We start from the raw sequence: 22,024 nt of genomic DNA on the forward strand, positions 1-22,024 counted from the left end.
GGTGACCGGGCCGCTTCAATCGCCCGCTTGAAAGCTCCGTGATCGATTTCGATATATCGATAGCGCCTGCGGTTGGGCGCCCCACGGAGAAAATCATGCCGCATCACGACACCACCGCCCTCTCGGGCACGATTCGACACGTCTTCGCCCATCGCTTCACCGTCGAGGCGGGCGGCGAGACGCACCTCGCCGATCTCGGCCCGAAGGGTGCGGAAGCCTTCCCGCTCGCGAGCGGCCTGCACGTCACCCTCACGGGCGAGCGTCGCCCGTCGGAGATCAAGGTCACGCGGATCTCGGCGGAGGGCCGGGATGCGGTGGAGATCCATCACAGGAAGCCCCACCACGCGCCCGGCGCCGGGCGGCCGGGCGGGGCAACGGACGTCCCGGCCGATCCCGCGCGCGCTCTGGCGGCGGTGGCCGCGGCGGGGTGGGCGGTGGCGGACGCGCCGCGCCGCAAGCCGAAGCATTTCGAGGTGCTGGCACGCCGGAGCGACCGCGCGGCGACGGAACTGCACGTCGACTTCGCCGGCGCGATCTACAAGGAGAAGCCGGCCGACCCGGCGAAGTGGGCCGTGCTGGCCTGAGGGCCGCCGACCGACCCGCCGCATCGACGGACGGTGCGGCGGGCCCCGCCGCGCAGCGCCGGGGATGCGCAGCCGGGCCGCCACGCGGCCCGGCACCTCGACGCCGCAGTGTCGGATCTGTCCCCGCGCCGGCCGGTCCGCTACGCCGCCCGCACCGCGCGGCGCTTGTCGGCGGCGCTCCACTGCATGAGTCCGACCATCACCGCGATGGTGGCGACGTAGACCAGCCCCTGGAGAGCGGTCGGACGATCGGTGTAGCCGACCAGGGCGTGCAGGACGCGGCCCGGCCAGGAGTTCTCGGCGATCACGCCGGAGCTGTTCCAGAGCGTACTGCCGAGGACATCCACGACGCCGGCATTGGCCAGGAACTGCGCCGCCTGCGCGGCGAGGCCGGCCGCGAGGAAGACGATCAGGACGCTGGTCACCGAGAAGACGTAGCGGCTCGGGATCGAGGCGAGCCCGAGATAGGTCACCGCCGAGAGAAGCGCGCCCGCGCCGATGCCGGCGACCGCACCGAACTGGATGTCGGCGCCCGAGGTGCCCGAGGCCACCAGGCCGTACAGGAACAGGACCAGCTCGGCCCCCTCGCGCAGGATCGCGGCGCCGATCACGATCGACAGGGCCGCGGCCTCCCGCTCGCCCGAGCGCACCGCCGCGCCGGCGGCGCGCAGCTCGCCCGCCAGCTCCTTGCCGTGCTTGCTCATCCAGGTGTTGTGCCAGACCAGCAGCAGCACGGCGACGATCAGGACCGCGGCGTTCAGGATGTCCTGCCCACTGCCCTCGAAGGCGTCCGAGATCTTCTCCGCGAACAGCGCCACCAGCGCGGCCCCCGCGAGGCCGCCGGCGATGCCGAGCAGGACCCAGCGCATCCGGCCCGGGATGCCGCGGGTCGCCGCCAGCACGATGGAGATGATGAGGCCTGCCTCGATGACTTCGCGGAAGGCGATGACGAAGGCGCCGATCATGGCGGTCTCCAGCGGTTGTGAGGTCGTGTGACGCGTCGCGCGCGAACCGCGCGCTACCAGATCCAGAACAGCAGCACCCAGTTGGCCACCGAGAGGGCGGCCGCGCCGGCGATGCAGGCCGAGGCCGCCGCGCGGCGGAGGCCGCCGGCGGCGAGACCCGCCACCCGCCAGGCCAGCCAGACGCTCCACAGGCTCGCGCCGGCGAGCAGGCCCGCGCGGATCTCGGCCACGTAGGGGATGACGATGCCGTCGCCGCGCAGGAACGTCACGGTGAGCGCCGACAGGCCCAGGAAGACGCCGCAGCCCGCCACCGGGATCAGCGTCTGGGTCAGGTGGTGGAAGCGCCGCAGCGACCAGCCGCCGAGACTCAGGGTCGCGAGCGCCACGATCCCCGACAGGACGAGCCCGAGCACGACGGTCGCGGCGCCGATGTAGGCCAGCAGCAGCCCGCCGTCGAGGAGCGTCATGACGTCGTTGCGGTCGGGGTAGTTCGTCAGCACGAACCACGGCGCCGAGTGCTCCAGGGGCCACGTCGTCCCGCGCTCGATGAGCCACGTGGCCAGCCACTGCTTGGCGTCGACGTACCAGGGGCTCGAGGACCACTGGAAGGCACCGACCGCCAGCGCCAGCATGCCGAACAGGATCAGCATGGTCTGGTCGAGGCTCGGCTCCGCGCCGGCCACGTGCACGATCTCGTGGTTGGGCGAGCGCAGGGCGAGGCGCACGGCGCCGCGATGGCCGCTGCAGCGCCCGCACATGTGGCAGGCGCCCGCGCCCCGCATGGTCTTGACCGGCACGAGGGGGGCGCAGTTGAACGCCTCGGTGCCCCGGACGGGCTTGGGCGAGGCCGCCCAGGCGGCGCGGTCGACCTGGAAGCTCACCGGCGCGAGCTTCGACAGCACGGCGAAGACGCCGTTGACCGGGCAGAGGTAGCGGCACCAGACGCGCTTGTTGCGCCCGTAGAGCAGGCCGACCACGATCGCCGCGAGGGTCGAGCCGCCGAGCACCGCGAGCACCGGCTTCGGGTAGCCGTAGACGCTGGTCATCTGCCCGTAGACGGTGGTTCCGGCGAAGGCCACGAACGGCCAGCCCTGCCAGGTGATCCAGCGCGGCACGGCGTAGCCGCGGCTCCACCGGCTCGCGAACTCGCTGAGGGCCCCCTCCGGGCAGAGCACGCCGCACCAGGCCCGGCCGACCAGCACCATGCTGACCAGCACGAACGGCCACCAGATCCCCCAGAAGGCGAACTGGGCGGCCAGCGTCAGGTTGGTCCAGATATGGGCGGCATTGTCGGGCAGCGGCAGCAGGGCCGGGACGATCACCAGCACCGCGTAGACGCCGACGATCAGCCACTGCACGGACCGGATGATCCAGCCGTACCGGCGCAGCAGGTCGCCGAACCGGGCGAGGCGCGCGTCGACCGCGGACCGGCGCGGCGCGGCGCGGGTCAGGGCCAAGGGACCGGGCGCTGTCGTGGAGGCGCTCATTTGGCCACCAGGGTCGCCTTCGCCTCCGGATGGAAATCGTCGAACACTTGGTAGGTGCCGGCATCGAGGGTGCGGAACACGATCGCCGAGGTCGAGCCCGCGGCGAGCGCCTTCTCGCGCCGGAGTTCCGTGCTCTCGAACTCCACCGGCGTCTGGCCGGTATTCGAGATCTCGAGCTTGAACCGGGTGTTGGCCGGGACCTCGATCACCGTCGGGATGATCGCGCCGTCGCGCATCTCCACCTTGATGACCGGCATGTCGTCGGCGCGCGCGGGCGCGGAGGCCGACGCGGCAGCGGCCAGCAGCAGCGGGATGGCTCGGACGAGGGCGCGCGGCGGGCGGGACACGGTCAGCTCCGGCACTCTCAGTAGGCGCCCTTCTTGCCGACGCCGGCGAAGGTGAAGTCCTGGGTGATCTCGAAGGGCTCGAACCACGGGCCCACACCCGTCTCCTTGTCGACGTGGCGGCCGAAATGACTGTCCTTGCCCGGGGGCGCGACGGTGACCTTCAAGCGGTATCGACCGGGGCCGAACAGCTTGACGTTGTCGCCGTAATGCGGGCCGTCATTGGCGACCATCGGCATCAGCATGCCCGACACCGTCTGGTCGGTCGGCTTGTCGCCGTCGAGCTTCACCGCCTCGAAGCGGACGTCGAGCGCCGGGACCCAGTCCCCCTCGGCGAAGCCGTTGCGGTTGTCCTTGGCGGCACGGATGTCGGTCTCGAGGTGAATGTCCGACTTGGCGGCCTCGCGCATCATGCCGGGCGGGTCCATCTCGATCGGCTGGAGATAGACGGCGGCGACCTCGAGGCCGTTCCGCGTCACGTGCGGACCGATCGGCACCTCCTTGGCCGTGGCGGCGCCCGCGACCGCGAGGAGCGAGGCCGCGGCGAGGCCGCGAAGAACCGGGAGGATGTGCGAGGCGTGCATGCGACCGCACATAATCCACCCGGCCCGAAGTTCAAACCGGAATCGCACCAGTATCAAATAATAACAATTCTAATCTGAGACCTCGTCGGATCGACAGGTCCGTATTCGCATGTCTTACCGGGAGATCGACTCACTCACCACGCGATCTCACGAAGATGTTCATGCCACAATGTCCCGGTGGATCTTGACGCATCCGGCCCGGCCTGGATCGTCATGCCAGCGCCATGCAGGGAGCCGATGATGCGGGGCGGGACGACCCTAATCTGCGCGGCGGCCTGCGGCGGGACGGCGCGGCGCCGCTTGCACGCCGCGGCGCCGCGTTTTAGCACGTGCTATACTTTTCTGTGAGTCGGATGAGAGCTCGTTCCGTACCCCTGGCCCGCACCGCGGCGCTCGTCCTGGCCGCGCCGTTCCTCGCCCCCGTCGTCGCGCGGGCGGCCGACCTGTCGGCCCCGCGCCCCGCCACCGCAGCGCCGGCCTACGCCGACTGGTCGGGCGGCTATCTCGGCCTCGAGGGGAGCGCCGGCGGCTCCTACGGCGCGTACAATTTCGGCCCCACGACGATCGGCGGGCGACCGGTCTCGGCCTTCAAGAGCGGCGATTCCACCGGCCGCAGCGACCAGGGCAAGAACGCCACGACGGCGGTCGGCGGCCTGTTCGGCGGCTGGAACTGGCAGAGCGGGCCGTGGGTCTACGGCGTCGAGGCGAGTCTCGACGCGGCGAATCTGAAGCGGCCCGTCCCGTCGACCATCGCGGGCTTCGGCTACGCAAACGCGGACCCGGCCTTCAACATCGTGCGCGCCAAGACGGATCTCTACGGAACCCTCCGCGCCCGGCTCGGCTACAGCTTCGACCGCTACCTGATCTACGGCACCTTCGGCCTCGCGGGGGCGAACGCGCGCATCCTGGCGGACTACCCGGACCTCGACGCGGGCGGGCAGACCACGGCGCGGCGGGACCTCGACTATGTCGGCTTCACCCTCGGCGCGGGCGTGCAGTACGCGATCACCGACAGCCTCGCCCTGGGCATCGACTACCGCTACGTCGATCTCGGCGGCAGCCGGCGCTTCCCGCTGGGCGCGGTGCCGGGCGACGCGGGCGGGCCGGTCACGACCCGGGCGCGCTTCAGCTCCAACCAGCTGTTCGCGCGGCTGATGTGGTTCCCGGGCGGGCTGAAGGTCCCGCCGGACCCGGACGAGACCGCCCCGCACGATCCCGACAACGGCGACACCGGCCGGTTCTCGCTGCACGGCCAGACGACGCTGATCGCGCAGGGCGTGCCCGGCTTCCGCTCGCCCTACGAGGGCGCGCAGAGCCTGATCCCCCATCAGGCCCGGCAGACCACCACGGCGACGATCTTCCTCGGCCTCAAGCTCACCGACAGCACCGAGGTCTACTACAACCCCGAGTTCAGCCAGGGCTTCGGCCTGTCGCGGACGCTCGGCGTCGCCGGCTTCGTCAACGGCGAGGCGCAGAAGGCCGGCGCCCCGTTCCCGAAGCTGCGCTCGAACCGCTACTACGTGAAGCAGACCTTCGGGCTGGGCGGCGAGACCGTGGAGGTCCCGGACGGCCCGAACCAGGTGGCCACCCGCTACGACGCCGAGCGGATCACGCTGATCACCGGCAAGTTCGCCCTGGGCGATTTCTTCGACGGCAACATCTACGCGCACGACCCGCGCGTAGACTTCTTCAACTGGTCGCTCTGGGGCTCCTCGGCCTGGGACTTCCCGGCCAATCTCCCGGGCTTCACGCAGGGCGTCTACGCCGAGTACAACCGGCCGGAATTCGCGATCCGCGCGGCCTACACGCAGGTGCCCAAGGAGCCGTCGAGCGACGTGCTCGACCCGCGGGTGTTCCGGCGCGCCGGGCTGAACGTCGAGTTCGAGGAGCGCCACGTCCTCCCGTGGCTGGAGCAGCCCGGCAAGGTCCGCATCGGGCTGTTCTCGAATGTCGGCGTCTCGGCCAACAACCGCGACGTGGTCACCCTGACGCAGCTCGGCCTGTTCGACGACATCAACGACGCCGTCGCGGCGACCCGGCGTCCCCGCCGCAAGACCGGCGGCTACATCAACCTGGAGCAGGCGCTGACGCCCGAGCTCGGGCTGTTCGCCCGGGCGAGCCTGAACGACGGGCGCACCGAGAACATCTCGTTCACCGATATCGACCAGAGCTTCTCCGGCGGCCTGTCGCTGAAGGGCAAGGCGTGGGACCGGCCCGACGACACGGTCGGCATCGGCGCCGCGATGAACGGGCTGTCGCCCTCGCACCGGGCCGCCTTCGCGGCGGGCTATCTCGGCCTGCTGATCGGCGACGGGCGCCTGAACTACGGCACCGAGCGCGCGGTGGAGACCTACTACGCCCTCAACCTCACGAAGTTCGTCACCCTGACCTTCGACTACCAGTTCATCGACAATCCCGGATACAACCGCGACCGCGGGCCCGCGCACTTCTTCGCCTCGCGGCTGCACGCGGATTTCTGATCGGCGCCGGTCAGGCGGCCCCCGGCCGGAGCGCTCGGACACGATCCGTCTTCCCGCGCGGAGCGAAGCGATCCAGTCGGGGCTCGGGACGGCGCGCGACCCTGGGTCACAGCGCTGCGCCCGCGATGAGCGCGGTGTCGCCCGGCGGTGCGGCCGCTTCCCGGCTCACGCCGCGGCCTCCATCGAGGTCGCCCCGAAAATATCCTCGAAGGCGGCGCGGAGCTGCATGTCGACCTCGGCCATGCTCACCGGCAGGCCGAGGTCGACGAGGCTCGTCACGCCGTGCTCCCGGACGCCGCACGGCACGATCCCATCGAAATGCGCGAGATCGGGCTCCACGTTCAGGCTGATGCCGTGGAAGCTGACCCAGCGGCGCACCCGGATGCCGATCGCCGCGATCTTGTCCTCGACGCCGGGCCCCTTCTCGGGCCGGCGCACCCAGACGCCGACCCGGTCCTCGCGGCGCTCGGCGCGGACGTTGAAGGCGGCCAGCGTCTCGATGAGCCACGCCTCCAGGCTCGCCACGTAGGCGCGCAGGTCGCGGCTGCGCCGGTCGAGGTCGAGCATCACGTAGGCCACCCGCTGGCCGGGGCCGTGATAGGTGTACTGCCCGCCCCGCCCCGTCGCGTGGACCGGGAAGCGGTCCGGCGCCACGAGATCCTCGGGCCGGGCCGACGTGCCCGCCGTGTAGAGCGGCGGGTGCTCCAGCAGCCAGACGCATTCGGGCGCCGTGCCGCGGGCGATCACCTCCGCGCGCGCCTCCATCCAGGCGAGGGCGGCGGCGTACGCCACCGGCCCGTCGCTCACGCGCCAGCCCACCGGCCCGGCGACCGGATCGGTGCCGGGCCGCTTCGGGAAAGCGTGCGGGCTGACCGTGAGGCGGGGCGCGTTTACCAAGAGTTCACCATCCTGCGTCGATGGTCGAAGCCTTCAACACCCGCGGCCGGCGGTTGCAAGGGCTTGCTGCAAGGGCTTGCTGCGAGGGCTTGCCCGAACCGGACCGGCGGCGAGACGGGATGGCGCGCGGTGGCGGTCTTCGAGACCCTGAAGGTCGATCTGACGGTGGTGCTGGGCCGCGCCCGCATGCCGCTGCACATGCTGCTGCGCATGGGCCGCGGCGCCGTGATCGAGCTGGAGGCCAGCGACAGTGACATGGTCGAGATCCTCGCCAACGACCACCCGATCGCCCGTGGGCAGATCGTGGTCACGGGCGACCGCATCTCCGTGGAGGTGACCGAGCTGATCCGGAAGGCGGCCTCGATCGTCGAGCCGGGCGTCAGCATCGGCGACGGCGCGGCACCATTCTTGGAGGGCGGCTACGATTCCCCGTGACTGCGCTTGTCGGCGGCCGGACGATCTGTTATCCGCTGCGCCGCGCGACACGAAAGCGGCCCCGGGTTCTCCCGCGGGGCGCGACGGTCGGGCAAGCGGACCGGTCTTCGCGTCCGATGCGGCCATGGCGGAATTGGTAGACGCGCTAGCTTGAGGTGCTAGTCCCGCGAGGGGTGGAGGTTCGAGTCCTCTTGGCCGCACCACATTGTTTCGGTTGCCCTGACCTGCGGCAGCCCGGATGTGGTGCATGACAGGGCGGTACGCCGCCGATCACGACACAGCCTCATCTGATCTGACACGCCGTGTCGGGACCGTAGTCTCGCTGGCGTGGCGGCTGTCCTTTTCCGGATCCCATTCCTAGACTGGCGGCCTCCCGAAGCCGAGGCCGCGCCGCATGCCCAGCGCTACCCAGCCCGCCGAACTGACGCTGCGCGGCATCGCGCTCGGCGGCGCGATCACGCTGATCTTCACCGCCGCGAACGTCTATCTCGGCCTCAAGGTCGGCCTGACCTTCGCCACCTCGATCCCGGCCGCCGTCATCTCCATGGCGATCCTGCGCCGCCTGCCCGGTGCCACGGTCCTGGAGAACAACATCGTCCAGACCGTCGCCTCCGCGGCCGGTACCCTGTCGGCGATCATCTTCGTGCTGCCCGGCCTCGTGATGATCGGCTGGTGGCAGGGCTTCCCGTGGCTCACCACCGCGGGCATCACCGCGACGGGCGGGATCCTCGGGGTGATGTTCTCCGTGCCCCTGCGCCGCGCCCTCGTGGTCCAGACCGACCTGCCCTTTCCCGAGGGCCGGGCCGCCGCCGAGGTGCTGGCGGTGGGCTCGGGCAGCCGCGCCGGGGAAGCCGACAGCGCCCGCGGCCTGCGGCTCCTCGCGTGGAACGGCCTCGTCTCGGCGGCCTTCGCGGCGCTGGCGCAGACCCGGCTGGTCCTCGACAGCGCGGGCGCGTGGTTCCGGGTCGGCGCGGGCGCCACCGGGATCGCCGGCAACCTGTCCTTCGCGCTGATCGGCGTCGGCCACCTCGTCGGGCCCTCGGTCGGGGCCGCGATGGCCCTGGGGCTGGCGATCGCCTGGGGCGGACTCGTCCCACTGCTGACCGCCGCGCAGCCGGTGCCGGGCGGCGACCTGGAGGCGTGGGTCGGCACGGTGTTCCGCCAGGACGTGCGCTTCTTCGGCGCCGGCGCGATGGGCGTCGCGGCGGTCTGGACCCTGGTCCGGATCGCCGGCCCTGTGCTCGGCGGCATCCGCTCGGCGCTGGCCGCGGGGCGCGCCCGCGGCGCCGGCGCGGCGCTCGGCGTCGCGGAGCGCGACCTGCCGATCGCCGCGGTGGTGCTGGGCTCGCTGGCCCTGCTGGCGCCGATCGGCTGGCTGCTGTGGACCGTGCTGGCCGGGACGCCGCTGGAAGACCGAGCGCTCCCGCTGATCGCCGGCGCCCTGCTGTTCATCCTCGTGATCGGGCTCTGCGTCGCCGCAGTGACCGGCTACATGGCCGGGCTGATCGGCGCCTCGAACTCTCCCCTGTCGGGCGTCGGGATCCTGGCCGTCCTGGCGAGCGCGGCCCTTCTCCTGGGCCTGTTCGGTCGCGGGACCGACCCGGAGGGCACCCGGGCGCTGGTCGCCTACGCGCTGGCGGTCACGGGATTCGTGTTCGGGGTCGCCACCATCGCCAACGACAATCTGCAGGATCTCAAGACCGGGCAGCTCGTCGGTGCGACGCCCTGGAAGCAGCAGGTCGCCCTGGTCATCGGGGTGGCCTTCGGATCCGTCATCATCCCGCCGGTGCTGAATCTCCTCGGGGCCAGCTTCGGCTTCGCGGGCGCGCCCGGCGCGGGCCCGAACGCCCTCGCGGCGCCGCAGGCCGGGCTGATCGCGGCCCTGGCCCGGGGCGTCCTGACCGGCGACGCCAACTGGCGCATGCTGGCCTGGGGCGCCGCCGCCGGCCTCGGCCTCGTCGGGCTGGACGCGGCGCTCGGCCGCCTGAATGCCCTGCGCCTGCCGCCGCTCGCCGTCGCCCTCGGGATCTACCTGCCGATGAAGCTGGTCCTGCCGCTGGTGGCGGGCGCCGCGATCGGCACCCTCTACGACCGCTGGGCCCGGGGACGGCCCGATCCGGAACTGGCCCTGCGCATGGGCACCCTCATGGCGACCGGCCTGATCGTCGGCGAGAGCCTCTGGGGCGTCGCCTTCGCGCTGATCGTCTACCTGTCGGGCAGCGACGCGCCCCTGGCACTGCTCGGTCCGGAGGCGCAGGGGCCCGCGCTGATCGCCGGCCTCGCGCTGTTCGCCGCCGCGACGGCGGCGCTGTACCGAACGGCGCGGCGCTCGGCCTGACCGGGCCGCAACCCGGCCCTGCATTGACTTCGCAGCCGCACACACGCATATCGGCGACGCAGCGTCAGCGGCCGTCATGGCCCGCTTGAGGGGGCTGCGTGACGGATCGAGCGCCACCCGGCGTGATCCGGCCCCCCTCTTCATAACGTGCATGCACCCGGGCCGCCCCATCACGCGGGCAGCCCCCTGCCAACGGACCGGCCCCAACACGGCACCGCGCGAGACGCGAGGGCCCGGCCGGCCCTGCTGCATCGGATACATCCTTGACCCAATTCACCGATTTCGGCCTCGCCCAGCCCGTGCTGCGGGCGCTCAGCGAGGCCGGCTACGTCGCGCCGACCCCGATCCAGGCCCAGGCGATCCCGCCGGCCATGACGGGCCGCGACCTCTGCGGCATCGCCCAGACCGGCACCGGCAAGACCGCGGCCTTCGCGCTGCCGATCCTGCACCGCCTCTCGCTCTCGGACCGGCGCGCCCCGCGCCGCGGCTGCCGCGTGCTGGTGCTCTCGCCGACCCGCGAGCTCGCCAACCAGATCGCCGAATCGTTCTCCGATTATGGCCGCCACCTGTCCTTCACCAACACGGTGGTGTTCGGCGGCGTCACCATCAGCCGGCAGGAGCGCGCCCTGGCGCCGGGCGTCGACATCCTCGTCGCCACCCCCGGCCGGCTGATCGACCTGATCGAGCGCCGCTCGCTGACCCTCGACGGCGTCGAGATCCTCGTCCTCGACGAGGCCGACCAGATGCTCGATCTCGGCTTCATCCACGCCCTCAAGCGGATCGTGAAGATGCTGCCCGCGCAGCGCCAGAGCCTGTTCTTCTCGGCCACCATGCCGAAGAACATCGCCGGCCTCGCGGCGCAGTACCTCACCGATCCGGTCCAGGTCGCGGTGACGCCGGTCGCCACCACGGCCGAGCGGGTCGAGCAGGAGGTGATCTTCGTCCACACCGGCGCCAAGCAGGCGCTGCTCGGCCACATCCTGCGCGATCCGGCGATCGAGCGCGTGCTCGTCTTCACCCGCACCAAGCACGGGGCGGACCGGGTCGTGCGCGGGCTCGACAAGGTCGGCATCGCGGCCGCCGCGATCCACGGCAACAAGAGCCAGCCCCAGCGCGAGCGGGCGCTCCAGGCCTTCCGCGACGGCGATTGCCGGGTGCTGGTCGCCACCGACATCGCAGCCCGCGGCATCGACGTCGAGGGCGTGAGCCACGTCATCAACTTCGACCTGCCGAACGTGCCGGAGAGCTACGTCCACCGGATCGGCCGCACCGCCCGCGCCGGCGCCGACGGCCTCGCCATCTCGTTCTGCAACGACGAGGAGAAGGCCTACCTGCGCGATATCGAGCGCATCACGCGCCAGAAGGTGCCGGTGGCGGGCTTCCCCGACGGCTTCACCCCGCCGTCCCGCCAGGAGGCGGCCGAGATCGCCCGCGAGGAGGAGCGCCGGCCCGAGCGTCAGCAGCAGCGCCCCGGCGGCGGACGCCAGGGCCAGCGGCCCCGGCAGCAGCAGGGCCGTCCCCAGCAGGGCCGGCCCGAGGGTGGTCGCGGCTTCGGCGGTCCCAGCCAGGGCGCGCCCCGGCAGGGTCGGCCCCAGGACGGCCGCGGCGACAACCGCGGCGACAACCGCGGCCACGCCCCGCAGGGTCGCGACGCCCGCGCGGACCGGCCGGCCCGCCCGCAGGGCGAGCGCCCGAACCAGGGCCGTCCGAACCGCGACGGCCGTCCCCAGCGCGCCGATGCCCGCCCGCGCAGCGGCGGCGGCGGCGAGGGTCGCAGCATCGGCTGGCTGGAGCGGGCGCCCCGTTCCTGAATGACGATCGCGCCGCCCGGGACGGATCCGTCCCGGGCGGCTTCGTTTCCGGGCACCGCGCGGGGAACCGGCGCTCCGGCGCCGATCGAGCCCGATCGGCCCTTCCGCGCGCGCCCGGAATTTGGCATGCTGAGTCCGTGCACCTCTGGTCGGCCCTCCGGCGCCTGTTGCCGCTCCTCGCGGTCATCAGCCTCGCCCTGACGCCGGTGACCGCGCCCGCGGCCATCGCGGGGCCGCACGCGCCGATGGCGGCACCGGCCCACGGCCACATGGACCACCACCACGCCGCCGCGCCGGAGATGGCCTCCGCATCCGACGACGCCGGCACGGTGGCGGACATGGACGCCATGCCGTGCTGCCCGAAGCCGGCCAAACCCGACTGTGCCAAGGGCTGCCCGCTGATGGCGCTCTGCCTGGCGGGGCTGGCCTCGCTCCTCCCGGCCGCGATCCCCCTCCCCGTCCCGACCGCGCGCGGTCTGAGCACCCGGTGGCCCGAGGCCGCGGCCTTCGCCAGCCGGCCGGGAGCCCCGCTGCCCGAGCCTCCCCGAGCCTGAACCCGATGCCGCCGGCGCCCGCGCCGGCACGGTGACGCGCGTCCGCGCGCACCTTCCATCGCGTTCAGGAGACAACACCCGTGATCAAGCTTCCCCTCGCGCGCGCCACCGCGGCCGCGCTGCTCGGTGCCGCCCTGTCGGTCCCGGCCCTGCCGGCGCGCGCCGACGTCAAGGATTACCGCTTCGAGCTCGTGCAGCCCGAAGCCAAGGTCGGCGAGGCGGTCCTCGCCGTCCGGCTCGTCGACCGACGGACCGGCAAGCCGGTGCCCGACGCCGTGGTCTTCGCCAAGCGACTCGACATGGCGCCCGACGCCATGGAGGAGATGGCCACCAAGGTCGAGCAGCTGCCGTCCACCGAGCCCGGCATCTACCGGTTCAGGGCCAGGCTCTCGATGCAGGGCCGCTGGCGCCTGTCGCTCGCCGCGAAGGTCCAGGGTGAGACCGGCACGGTCGACGACCAGCTGATCGTCCAGGCTGCCAAATGAGCCGCACCGCCTGGTTCGCCGGGACCCTCGCCGCGCTCGCGGCGGGGGGGATCGGCTACGGCGCGGGGCACGGGGGCGACCCCGTGCCGACGCTGGTCGCGGCCGCCCGGACGCGGCTCGCCGCGTGGTGGCCGACCGGCCCGGCCCCGTCCGCGCCGGCGCCGGCCGCGGCGACCGGTCCGGTGGTCTACTACAGGGACCCGGACGGGAAGCCGGTCTACTCGCTCGCGCCGATGATGACCGCCGACGGGCACGAGTTCCGGGCGGTCCGCGCCAGCGAGGACGTCCGCTTCGATCTCGCGGACGACGGGCCCGGCCCCGGCGCGGAGCCCGCGGGCCACGGGCCCGACCCGGGCGCGCGCGCGATCCTCTACTACCGCAACCCGATGGGGCTTCCGGACACGTCGCCGGTGCCGAAGAAGGACTCGATGGGGATGGACTACGTCCCCGTCTACGCCGACGCGGATGCGGGCGGCCCGGTCGTGACGGTCCCGGCCGGCCGGATCCAGCGCACCGGCGTGCGGATCGCGGCCGCGGAGCGGCGCGCGGTGGCGCAGCCGGTGCGCGTGCCCGGCACCCTGGCCCTCGACGAGCGCCGCGTCACCGTCGTGGCGACCCGCTCCGACGCCTATGTCGACCGGGTCGAGAGCGTCACGACCGGAGATCGGGTCCGCCGCGGCCAGCCCCTGGTCCACATCTACGCGCCGGAGATCAACGCGGCCGCGGCCCAGCTCATCGCCAATCCCGGCTTCGACGGGGCGCGGCGGCGCCTGCAGAACCTGAATGTCTCCGAAACCGTCATCGACGCGATGGAGCGCACCCGCACGGTGCCGATGGCCATCACGTGGTCCTCGCCCCGGGACGGCATCGTCCTGCAGCGGAACGCCGTGGAGGGCATGAAGGCCGCGGCCGGCGACACCCTGTTCCGCATCGCCGACATCGCGGTGCTGTGGGTTCTGGCCGACGTGCCCGAGCGCGACCTCGCCGGGATCCGGGTCGGCCAGGTCGCGACCGTGCGCCCGCGTTCGGCGCCGGGCCGGACCGTCACCGGCAGGGTGGCGGTGATCTACCCGCAGGTGAATCCCGAGACCCGCGCCACCCGGGTGCGGATCGAGCTGCCGAATCCGGACGGCACGCTCCTGCCGGACATGTACGCCGACGTCGCGATCGCCACGGGCAGCGCCGAGCCGGTGGTCGCGGTCCCGGACGACGCCGTCCTCGACACGGGCACGCGCCAGGTCGTGCTGCTCGAGCGCGGCGAGGGCCGCTTCGAGCCGCGGGCCGTGACGGTCGGCGCGCGGGGCGAGGGCTTCACCGAGATCCGCACGGGCCTCGCGGCCGGCGACCGGGTGGTGACGGCCGCGAACTTCCTGATCGACGCCGAGAGCAACCTGAAGTCGGCGCTCCAGGGCCTCGCCCCACCGCGGGACGACCGGCAGGCGGCCCGCGCGGGAGACGCGCCGTGATCGCCCGCCTCATCGCCTGGTCGGCCCGCAACCTCGTGCTGGTGCTGGTCGGGACCGCGCTGGCGGTCGGCGCCGGCCTCCTGGCACTCCGGACGCTGCCGCTGGACGCCATCCCCGACCTCTCGGACGTGCAGGCCATCGTCTACACCGAGTATCCCGGCCAGGCGCCGCAGGTGGTCGAGGACCAGGTCACCTACCCGCTCACCACCGCCATGCTGACGGTGCCGCGGGCCAAGGTGGTGCGGGGCTTCTCGTTCTTCGGCGTCTCCTTCGTCTACGTCATCTTCGAGGACGGCACCGACCCGTACTGGGGCCGCTCCCGGGTGCTGGAATACCTCAGCGGCGCGGCCCGGCGCCTGCCGCCCGGCGTCACGCCGACGCTGGGGCCGGACGCGACCGGCGTCGGCTGGGTCTACCAGTACGTCGTGGTCGCGCGGGAGCGGACTCTGGCGGAACTCCGCTCGCTGCAGGACTGGGTGATCCGCTTCGCGGCCTCACGCGCCGAGGGCGTGGCGGAGGTCGCGGGCCTCGGCGGCTTCGTGAAGCAGTACAACGTGGTGGTCGACCCGAACCGGCTCCGCGCCCAGGGCATCACCCTCGCGGCGCTCCGGGACGCGATCCGGGCGAGCAACGCCGATGTCGGCGGCCGCACGGTCGAGCTCTCCGAGTTCGAGTTCATGGTGCGGGGCCGCGGCTACCTGCGCGGCGTCGCCGACATCGAGGCCATCGTCCTGAAGAGCGCGGGCGGCACGCCGCTGCGGGTGCGGGACGTGGCCCGCGTCGAGCTCGGACCCGACGAGCGGCGCGGCATCGCCGAGATGAACGGCGACGGCGAGGTCGCCGGCGGCATCGTGATCCAGCGCTTCGGCGCCAACGCCCTGTCGGTCATCGAGAGCGCGAAGGCGAAGCTCGCCGAGATCGCCCGGAGCCTGCCGGCGGGCACCGAGATCCTGCCGGTCTACGACCGCTCCCGCCTGATCGAGGCCGCGATCGACACGCTCCGGCACACCCTGGTCGAGGAGAGCCTCGTCGTCTCCCTGGTCTGCGTGCTGTTCCTGCTGCACGTGCGCAGCGCCCTCGTCGCGATCCTGATGCTGCCGGTGGGGATCCTGATGGCGCTGGCGGGCATGAAGGCCCTGGGGCTCGGCGCCAACATCATGAGCCTCGGCGGCATCGCCATCGCGGTCGGCGCCATGATCGACGCCGCCATCGTGATGATCGAGAACGCCCACAAGCACCTGGAGCGGGCGCCCCCCGGCAGCGACCGGGTCGCGGTCCTGGTCGCGGCCACCGCCGAGGTCGGCCCGTCCCTGTTCTTCTCGCTCCTCGTGATCACGGTGAGCTTCCTGCCGATCTTCACCCTGGAGAGCCAGGAGGGCCGCCTGTTCGGCCCGCTCGCCTACACCAAGACCTTCGCGATGGCGGCGGCCGCGCTGCTGTCGGTGACGCTGGTGCCGGCCCTGATGGTGCTGTGCGTGCGCGGGCGGATCGTCCCCGAGCACCGCAACCCGCTGAACCGGCTCCTCGTCGCCGTCTACCGGCCGCTGATCGCCGCCGTGCTGCGGGCCCGTGTGCCGACGATCCTGCTCGCCGCGGGCCTCCTGGCGGCGACCGCGTGGCCGGCCCGGCAGCTCGGCTCGGAGTTCATGCCGGATCTCGACGAGGGCACCCTGCTCTACATGCCGACGACCCTGCCGGGGATCTCGGTGACCAAGGCCGGCGAGCTGCTCGCGACCCAGGACCGGATCATCAGGAGCTTCCCGGAGGTGGCCTCCGTCTACGGCAAGGCCGGCCGGGCGGCCACGGCCACCGACCCGGCGCCGATGGAGATGTTCGAGACCGTCATCGCGCTGAAGCCGAAGGCGGCGTGGCGGCCGGGGCTCACGCTCGCCGGCCTCAGGGCCGAGATGGACGCGGCGCTGCAGTTCCCCGGCGTGTCGAATGCCTGGACGCAGCCGATCCGCGCCCGCATCGACATGCTGGCGACCGGCATCCGCACGCCGGTGGGGGTGAAGGTGCTGGGCACCGACCTCACCGCGATGGAGGCGGTGGCCCGGCAGGTCGAGGCCGCGCTCCGGACCGTTTCGGGCACGTCGAGCGCCTACGCCGAGCGGGTGATCGGCGGATACTTCCTCGACATCACCCCGGACCGGGAGGCGCTCGGGCGCTACGGCCTCCGGGTGGGGGACGTCCAGGACGTGATCGCCACCGCGCTGGGCGGCCAGAGCGTCACCGAGACCATAGAGGGCCGCGAGCGCTACACGGTCAACGTCCGCTACCCGCGGGCCTTCCGCTCGGACCCGGCCGCCATCGCCGGCACGGTGCAGGTGCCGCTGCCGGCGGGCGGGACCGTGCCCCTGCGCGAGGTCGCGACCGCGGCGCTGACCCGCGGGCCGACGGCGATCCGCACCGAGAACGGCCAGCTCGCGGTCTACATCTACGTCGACATCGCCGGCCGGGACCTCGGCGGCTACGTCGCGGCGGCGCGGCAGGCGGTGGCCGACGCGGTGACGCTGCCGGCCGGCACCACCCTCCAGTGGAGCGGGCAGTACGAATCCCTGGCCCGGGCCGAGGCGCGCCTCGCGGTCGTCGTCCCGCTGACGCTGCTCCTCGTGTTCCTGCTCCTCTACCTGAACTTCCGGCGGCTCACCGAGACGCTCATCGTCATGCTGTCCCTGCCCTTCGCGCTGGTCGGCGGGGTCTGGCTGCTCTGGTGGATGGGCTTCAACCTGTCGGTGGCGGTGGCGGTCGGCTTCATCGCGCTGGCCGGCGTCGCCGCGGAGACCGGGGTGATCATGCTGGTCTATCTCGACCACGCCCTCGACGCGGCGCGGGCCGCCTGCGCCCGCGCGGGGCGGCCCCTGACCCGCGCGGATCTGCGGGCGGCCATCATGGTCGGCGCGGTCGAGCGGGTGCGGCCCAAGATGATGACGGTCGTGGCCATCATGGCGGGGCTGCTGCCGATCCTCTGGAGCCAGGGCGCCGGCTCGGAGGTCATGCAGCGCATCGCGGTGCCGATGATCGGCGGGATGGTCTCCTCGACCGTCCTGACCCTGATCGTCATCCCGGCGGTCTACGCCCTGGTGAAGGGCCGGGGCCTGCCGGCGCCCGGAGGCGACCTCCGACCGGCGCGGCGGTCCCGCCGGCGGCGGGGCGCCGACGCCGCCGCCGGATGACGGCGCGACCGCGCGGCGCGGCGCGGCGCGGCGTTCAGTTCGACCGCGAGACCTCCACGAGGTTGTCGGAGAACGACGGCGCGTGGCCCATGTCGGTGAAGGCGCCCGACGAGATGCTGTTCACCGTCCCCTCGTTGAGCTGGCGCCAGTAGCCCAGCGTCGCCACCACGATCCCGGCCTTCACGTCGTCGGTGATCCGCGCGACGCCCTTGAAGGCGCCGCGGTCGTTGCCGACCTGAACCCGATCGCCGTCCCGGATGCCGCGCGCGTCGGCGTCGTGCTGGCTGATCATCACGAACTGCTCGCCCTGGCCCTTCTGCTTGTCCTCCATGTTGGCGTAGCAGGAGTTCAGGAAGTAGTGGCTCTTGGGCGAGACGATGTTCAGCGGGTAGCGCTTGGCGAGCTCCGGATCGTTCGTGTGCGACTCGCGCGGGCCCAGGTAGTCCGGCAGCGGGTCGAGCGGCTCGCCCGGCTGGAAGCCCTCGTACATCTGCCGGAACGGCGGGGCGACGAAGTTCGTGGCGCCCTCGACCTTCAGCATGCACTTGCCGGTCGGCGTCGGGAAGTTGCCCTCCCGGTGCGGCGCCCGGTCGTCGGGCGTGCCGACCTTCAGCCGGGCGAAGCCGTGCTCGCGCATGTACTGGAGGTCGATGCCCTCGCAGGCCGGGGCATTCCAGTCGACGTAGTGCTCAAGGCACTCGGCATCGCTCCACTTGAAGTTCTCCTCCTCGAAACCGAGGCGCGCGGCCAACCTGCGGAAGATCTCGTTGTTGGGGATCGCCTCGCCGGGCGCCTCGGCGCACTTGGTGTTGTAGGTCAGGTAGAGGTGGCCCCAGGACAGGATCATGTCCTCCATCTCGGCGCCCATCGCGGCGGGCAGCAGGATGTCGGCGTAGGAGGCCGTGTCCGAGATGAAGTGCTCGGCCGAGACCATGAACAGGTCCTCGCGCATCAGCCCCTCGACGATCTTGTCGGTCTCTGGCGCCTGCGTGACCGGGTTCGAGTTCCAGCACATCATCGACATGATCGGCGGGTCGAGCTGCATCTCGCCGGTGAGCGCCCGGCCGATCTGGAGGTTCGAGACGACCCGGGTGCCCTCCGGGATCAGGTCCGGGCGGCAGATGACGTCGAACTTGTACGGGTGCTCCCAGACGCCGAACTGCGTGATGCCGCCGCCGACATGGCGCCACGCGCCGGTGAGCGCCGGGATGCAGGTCACCGCCCGGATGGTCTGGCCGCCGCCGTAGTGCCGCTCCAGCGCGACGCCGATGCGGATGCCCACCGGCTGCTCGGTCGCCATGTCCCGGGCGAGCTTGCGGATGTCCTCCGCGGGAACGCCGGTGATCTCGGCGGCCCATTCGGGCGTCCGGTCCGCGGCGCGCTCCTTCAGCGCCTCGTAGCCGACCGTATAATTGTCGACGTAATCCTTGTCGACGAGGCCTTGCGCGATGATCGAGTTGATCAGCGCCATGGCGAGCGCGCCGTCCGTGCCGGGCTTCGGCGCGATGTGCCAGTCGGCAGCCTTCGCGGTGCGGGACGCGTAGGCGTCGATGACCACGACCTTGGCGCCCCGCTTCTGCGCGTCCTTCACGATCGCCCAGTGGTGCAGGTTGGTGCTGACCGAGTTGCAGGCCCAGATCACGATGTACTTGGAGTGGATGTAGCTGTCCGGATCCAGGCCGGCCGTCGGGCCGACGGTGAGGAGCCAGGCCGTGCACGAGCCCTCGCCGCAGAAGGTCCGCTCGGTCACGGTGGCGCCCATGCGGTTGAAGAAGGCGTCGCCGCCGTTCAGCCCGTGCACGAGGCCCTGGTTGCCGAGATAGCTGTAGGGCGCGATCGCCTGCGGCCCGTACTGGTCGATGATCGCCTTCCAGCGGGTGACGATGGTGTCCAGCGCCTCGTCCCAGGTGATCCGCTCGAACTGCTTCGACCCCTTCGGGCCGACCCGCTTCATCGGGTAGAGCAGCCGGTCCGGGTGGTAGTGGCGCTTCTCGTAGTCCTTCAGCTTCACGCAGAGGGTGCCGCGCGTCATCGGGTGGTCGGGATTGCCGCGCACGCTCAGGAGTTCGCCGCCCTTCACCTCGAACAGCATCGAGCAGGTGTCGGGGCAATCGTGCGGGCAGGCGCCGTAGAAGACCTCCGAGTAGGCCTCGGGCTGGACGATCTCGTTCATGGTCTCTCCCTCGCAGGCCGCGGGCGTCCCGTTATTATTCAGGCGTTCCGGCTCCCGGCGGCCGGAGCGTACAACGAGAGGAAGAAAAATTCTAATTCGAATCCGGCGCGGCGGATCGCGCGGGCGGGCCGCGGGGCAGGTCGTTCGCCCCGCGGCGCCGTCATCGCCCCGCCTTTCCTTGCGCGGGCGCGCCCCCATCTGAGGGTGTGGACGATACGGGGGCCTGCGACATGCGGTTCGAACTCTACCGGGACGCCAAGGGCGAGTGGCGGTGGCGCCTGCGGGCGCGCAATGGCGAGGTGATCGCCGATTCCGGCGAGGGCTATGCCCGCCGCGAGGATTGCGAGCACGGCATCGCCCTGGTGCGCCAGAGCGCCGAGGCGCGCATCGAGGACATGACGACGAAGATCGCCTGACCCGACGCGTCTCAACCCGCGGTCAACCCTGTCGGAAACGTCGCAGCGGTTAAGCTGCAACGCTTCCGCTCGCCCACGCGTTGCAGCGGTTCGGACCGAGCGGAGCCCGTCGCCCTGTGCGGTTCGTCGACCAGGACGTAATGACACAAAGGGAGTCGAGACCGTGCTGAGGAAATTCCTGCTCGCGGCCCTGCTGGCGCTGGGCTTCGCGGCCGCGGCGCCGGAGGGCGCGTCCGCCGCGCCCATCGGCCCGGGGCTGGCTCTGCCCGCCGAAGCCGCGCCGGCGGTGGCCGAGAAGGCCCAGTACTACTACCGTCGCCGCTTCTACGGCCCGCGCCCCTACTGGCGCCGCCCGTACTACGGCCGCCGGTTCTACTACGGCCCGCGGCCCTACTATCGTCGCCCCTACTGGCGCCGTCGGTTCTACTACTGATCGGCTCTCCGATCTGACCGGCCCGGCGGCTCCATCGAGCCGCCGGGCTTTTTCACGCCCCGATTCGGGGTGCGCGACCGCGAGCCTTGCTTTATCGTGCCGGGAACGGGACCGCCGACGGCAGATCGGCGCGCCCGAGAGGAAGCCCGATGAACGATATTGCGCAACGCGCCGAGCCCGCGGCGGCGACGCCGGACCTCTGGCAATCCATCCCGCTCGAATGCATCCTGAGCGCGGTCGCCGTCCTGCTGGCGGCGGGGCTCAAGCTCGCCGGCCTGATGTCCTGACGGCGCGGGGGGGGGCGGATGGACGGCATGCAGCACGTCGCACTCTCACCGGCCGGAGGCGCGCCGCCGCCCGCGGAGGTCGATCTGCCCAAGGGCGACCTGACGGTGCGCACCATCGCCATGCCGGCCGACACCAACGCCAACGGCGACATCTTCGGCGGCTGGGTGCTGTCGCAGATGGACCAGGCCGGCGGCATCGCCGGGGTCGACCGCGCGCAGGGCCGGGTGGTCACCGTGGCGCTCGAATCGATGACCTTCATCCGGCCGGTCCGGGTCGGCGACGTGCTGTGCGTCTACACCCGGGTGTCGCATGTCGGCCGGACCTCGATGAAGATCGAGGTGGAGGCCTGGGCACGGCGGTTCTGCACCCAGGTCCGCGAGCGGGTCACGCAGGCCACCTTCACTTTCGTGGCCATCGACGAGGACGGCCGGCCGCGGCCGATCCCGCCGGCCGTGCCGTCCCCGTCCGCGACTACTTGATCACCCCGCAGGCGATGCGATCGCCGGCACCGCCGATCGGCTGGATGTTGTGGTCGTCCTCGTTGGCGTGGATGATCAGGGCGGCACCGTCGCCGTCCTTCAGGCCGCCTTCGCCGTTCAGCGGGGTCTCGCTGGAGACCTCGGCGTTGGCCGAGCCGTCCTGCGCCGCGTAGAGGTTCGGCAGGTCGCCCTCGTCGGGACCCTCCGCGTTGAGGAGCCCGTGCTTGCTCTGGTCGTGGTTCACGTGCGCCTTGGAGTTCATGAACTTCGGGTCCGAGCAGTCACCCACGGCGTGGAAATGCATCCCGTGCCAGCCGGGCGGCAGGCCGCCGGGCTGGATCGTCACGCGCAGGACCAGGGCATTCGCCCCGTCGCGGATCGCCAGCGTGCCGATCGGGTCGCCCTTCGCGTTCTTGATCGGCGCCGTGTAGGTCTCCGCCGGCTTGGCCGCGTCCTTGGGGGGCTCCTGTGCCAGGGCGCCGCCGGCGGCGGCGGTCCCGAGCAGTGCGAGCAGCGGCAGGGTGCGGGTCATACGGTGGCTCTCCTTTCCGGCCCGGTCTAGTTAGGGAGCGCGCCGGCCTTCGACAGGGCGGCGGCCCGAAACCTCCGCCACAGACCTGCCGGAACCG

Annotated in this window: 20 protein-coding genes and 1 tRNA gene; 14 read left to right on the forward strand and 7 right to left on the reverse strand. The window is 72.1% G+C overall.

The window, feature by feature from the left end; genetic code table 11:
• The first annotated feature begins 95 nt into the window (after positions 1-95).
• Complete coding sequence (locus ACLBXO_RS21340; RefSeq protein WP_447686593.1) at positions 96-584, forward strand: hypothetical protein; 489 nt, start codon at positions 96-98, stop codon at positions 582-584.
• 140 nt (positions 585-724) lie between these two features.
• Here ACLBXO_RS21340 and ACLBXO_RS21345 read toward each other — a convergent pair whose 3' ends face one another.
• From ACLBXO_RS21345 to ACLBXO_RS21360, 4 genes are read right to left on the reverse strand one after another with little or no spacing between them, the layout of a single operon-like run.
• Positions 725-1,549: an FTR1 family iron permease gene (locus ACLBXO_RS21345; protein ID WP_331314895.1), complete on the reverse strand. Its 825-nt coding sequence runs from the start codon at positions 1,547-1,549 to the stop codon at positions 725-727.
• Positions 1,550-1,602: 53 nt separating this feature from the next.
• A complete protein-coding gene (locus ACLBXO_RS21350) occupies positions 1,603-3,036 on the reverse strand; it encodes a 4Fe-4S binding protein (RefSeq protein ID WP_331314896.1) in 1,434 nt (477 codons plus the stop codon).
• Positions 3,033-3,383, reverse strand: a complete 351-nt coding sequence (locus ACLBXO_RS21355) for a cupredoxin domain-containing protein (RefSeq protein ID WP_331314898.1) — start codon at positions 3,381-3,383, stop codon at positions 3,033-3,035. Before ACLBXO_RS21355 ends, ACLBXO_RS21350 begins: the two co-directional genes overlap by 4 nt.
• A gap of 17 nt (positions 3,384-3,400) precedes the next feature.
• Entirely contained in the window at positions 3,401-3,964 is a 564-nt protein-coding gene (locus tag ACLBXO_RS21360) for an iron transporter (protein WP_331314899.1), read from the reverse strand.
• 353 nt (positions 3,965-4,317) lie between these two features.
• On the opposite strand from ACLBXO_RS21360, the gene ACLBXO_RS21365 reads away from it, so the two are divergent.
• Complete coding sequence (locus tag ACLBXO_RS21365; RefSeq protein WP_447686594.1) at positions 4,318-6,444, forward strand: carbohydrate porin; 2,127 nt, start codon at positions 4,318-4,320, stop codon at positions 6,442-6,444.
• Positions 6,445-6,609: 165 nt separating this feature from the next.
• Here the strand turns inward: ACLBXO_RS21365 and lipB are convergent, their stop codons facing one another.
• Entirely contained in the window at positions 6,610-7,341 is a 732-nt protein-coding gene (lipB, locus tag ACLBXO_RS21370; protein WP_447686595.1) for a lipoyl(octanoyl) transferase LipB, read from the reverse strand.
• Positions 7,342-7,470: 129 nt separating this feature from the next.
• On the opposite strand from lipB, the gene ACLBXO_RS21375 reads away from it, so the two are divergent.
• The 8 genes from ACLBXO_RS21375 (at position 7,471) to ACLBXO_RS21410 (ending at position 17,606) form a co-directional block, all read left to right on the forward strand.
• Positions 7,471-7,776 (forward strand): FliM/FliN family flagellar motor switch protein, encoded by a 306-nt coding sequence (locus tag ACLBXO_RS21375; RefSeq protein ID WP_020095633.1) that lies wholly within the window; start codon positions 7,471-7,473, stop codon positions 7,774-7,776.
• 118 nt (positions 7,777-7,894) lie between these two features.
• Positions 7,895-7,979, forward strand: a tRNA-Leu gene (locus tag ACLBXO_RS21380).
• Between the two features lie 191 nt (positions 7,980-8,170).
• The gene (locus ACLBXO_RS21385; protein ID WP_447686596.1) at positions 8,171-10,114 is read left to right on the forward strand and encodes an OPT family oligopeptide transporter; all 1,944 of its coding nucleotides are present in this window, start codon (positions 8,171-8,173) and stop codon (positions 10,112-10,114) included.
• A gap of 263 nt (positions 10,115-10,377) precedes the next feature.
• On the forward strand, positions 10,378-11,925 hold the full coding sequence (locus ACLBXO_RS21390; RefSeq protein WP_447686597.1) for a DEAD/DEAH box helicase: 1,548 nt from the start codon (positions 10,378-10,380) through the stop codon (positions 11,923-11,925).
• Positions 11,926-12,062: 137 nt separating this feature from the next.
• Positions 12,063-12,479, forward strand: a complete 417-nt coding sequence (locus tag ACLBXO_RS21395) for a hypothetical protein (protein WP_447686598.1) — start codon at positions 12,063-12,065, stop codon at positions 12,477-12,479.
• A gap of 80 nt (positions 12,480-12,559) precedes the next feature.
• Positions 12,560-12,964 (forward strand): FixH family protein, encoded by a 405-nt coding sequence (locus ACLBXO_RS21400; RefSeq protein WP_447686599.1) that lies wholly within the window; start codon positions 12,560-12,562, stop codon positions 12,962-12,964.
• A complete protein-coding gene (locus ACLBXO_RS21405) occupies positions 12,961-14,430 on the forward strand; it encodes an efflux RND transporter periplasmic adaptor subunit (protein WP_447686600.1) in 1,470 nt (489 codons plus the stop codon). The genes ACLBXO_RS21400 and ACLBXO_RS21405 overlap by 4 nt, the downstream gene beginning before the upstream one ends.
• Positions 14,427-17,606: an efflux RND transporter permease subunit gene (locus tag ACLBXO_RS21410; RefSeq protein ID WP_447686601.1), complete on the forward strand. Its 3,180-nt coding sequence runs from the start codon at positions 14,427-14,429 to the stop codon at positions 17,604-17,606. Before ACLBXO_RS21405 ends, ACLBXO_RS21410 begins: the two co-directional genes overlap by 4 nt.
• 34 nt (positions 17,607-17,640) lie before the next feature.
• Here ACLBXO_RS21410 and ACLBXO_RS21415 read toward each other — a convergent pair whose 3' ends face one another.
• Positions 17,641-19,779 (reverse strand): molybdopterin-containing oxidoreductase family protein, encoded by a 2,139-nt coding sequence (locus tag ACLBXO_RS21415; protein ID WP_447686602.1) that lies wholly within the window; start codon positions 19,777-19,779, stop codon positions 17,641-17,643.
• Between the two features lie 230 nt (positions 19,780-20,009).
• Between ACLBXO_RS21415 and ACLBXO_RS21420 the strand changes: the two genes are divergently transcribed.
• From ACLBXO_RS21420 to ACLBXO_RS21435, 4 genes are all read left to right on the forward strand, one after another.
• Entirely contained in the window at positions 20,010-20,195 is a 186-nt protein-coding gene (locus ACLBXO_RS21420) for a YegP family protein (RefSeq protein ID WP_331312743.1), read from the forward strand.
• A gap of 163 nt (positions 20,196-20,358) precedes the next feature.
• Entirely contained in the window at positions 20,359-20,628 is a 270-nt protein-coding gene (locus ACLBXO_RS21425) for a hypothetical protein (protein ID WP_020095628.1), read from the forward strand.
• 149 nt (positions 20,629-20,777) lie between these two features.
• Positions 20,778-20,915 (forward strand): hypothetical protein, encoded by a 138-nt coding sequence (locus tag ACLBXO_RS21430; protein ID WP_164706365.1) that lies wholly within the window; start codon positions 20,778-20,780, stop codon positions 20,913-20,915.
• Positions 20,916-20,942: 27 nt separating this feature from the next.
• Positions 20,943-21,395: an acyl-CoA thioesterase gene (locus ACLBXO_RS21435; protein ID WP_331312635.1), complete on the forward strand. Its 453-nt coding sequence runs from the start codon at positions 20,943-20,945 to the stop codon at positions 21,393-21,395.
• Here ACLBXO_RS21435 and ACLBXO_RS21440 read toward each other — a convergent pair.
• Positions 21,388-21,927 (reverse strand): superoxide dismutase family protein, encoded by a 540-nt coding sequence (locus ACLBXO_RS21440; RefSeq protein WP_447686603.1) that lies wholly within the window; start codon positions 21,925-21,927, stop codon positions 21,388-21,390. The two genes, ACLBXO_RS21435 and ACLBXO_RS21440, sit on opposite strands and share 8 nt — an antisense overlap.
• Positions 21,928-22,024 lie beyond the last annotated feature (97 nt).

Source organism: Methylobacterium sp. C33D, assembly GCF_053345825.1.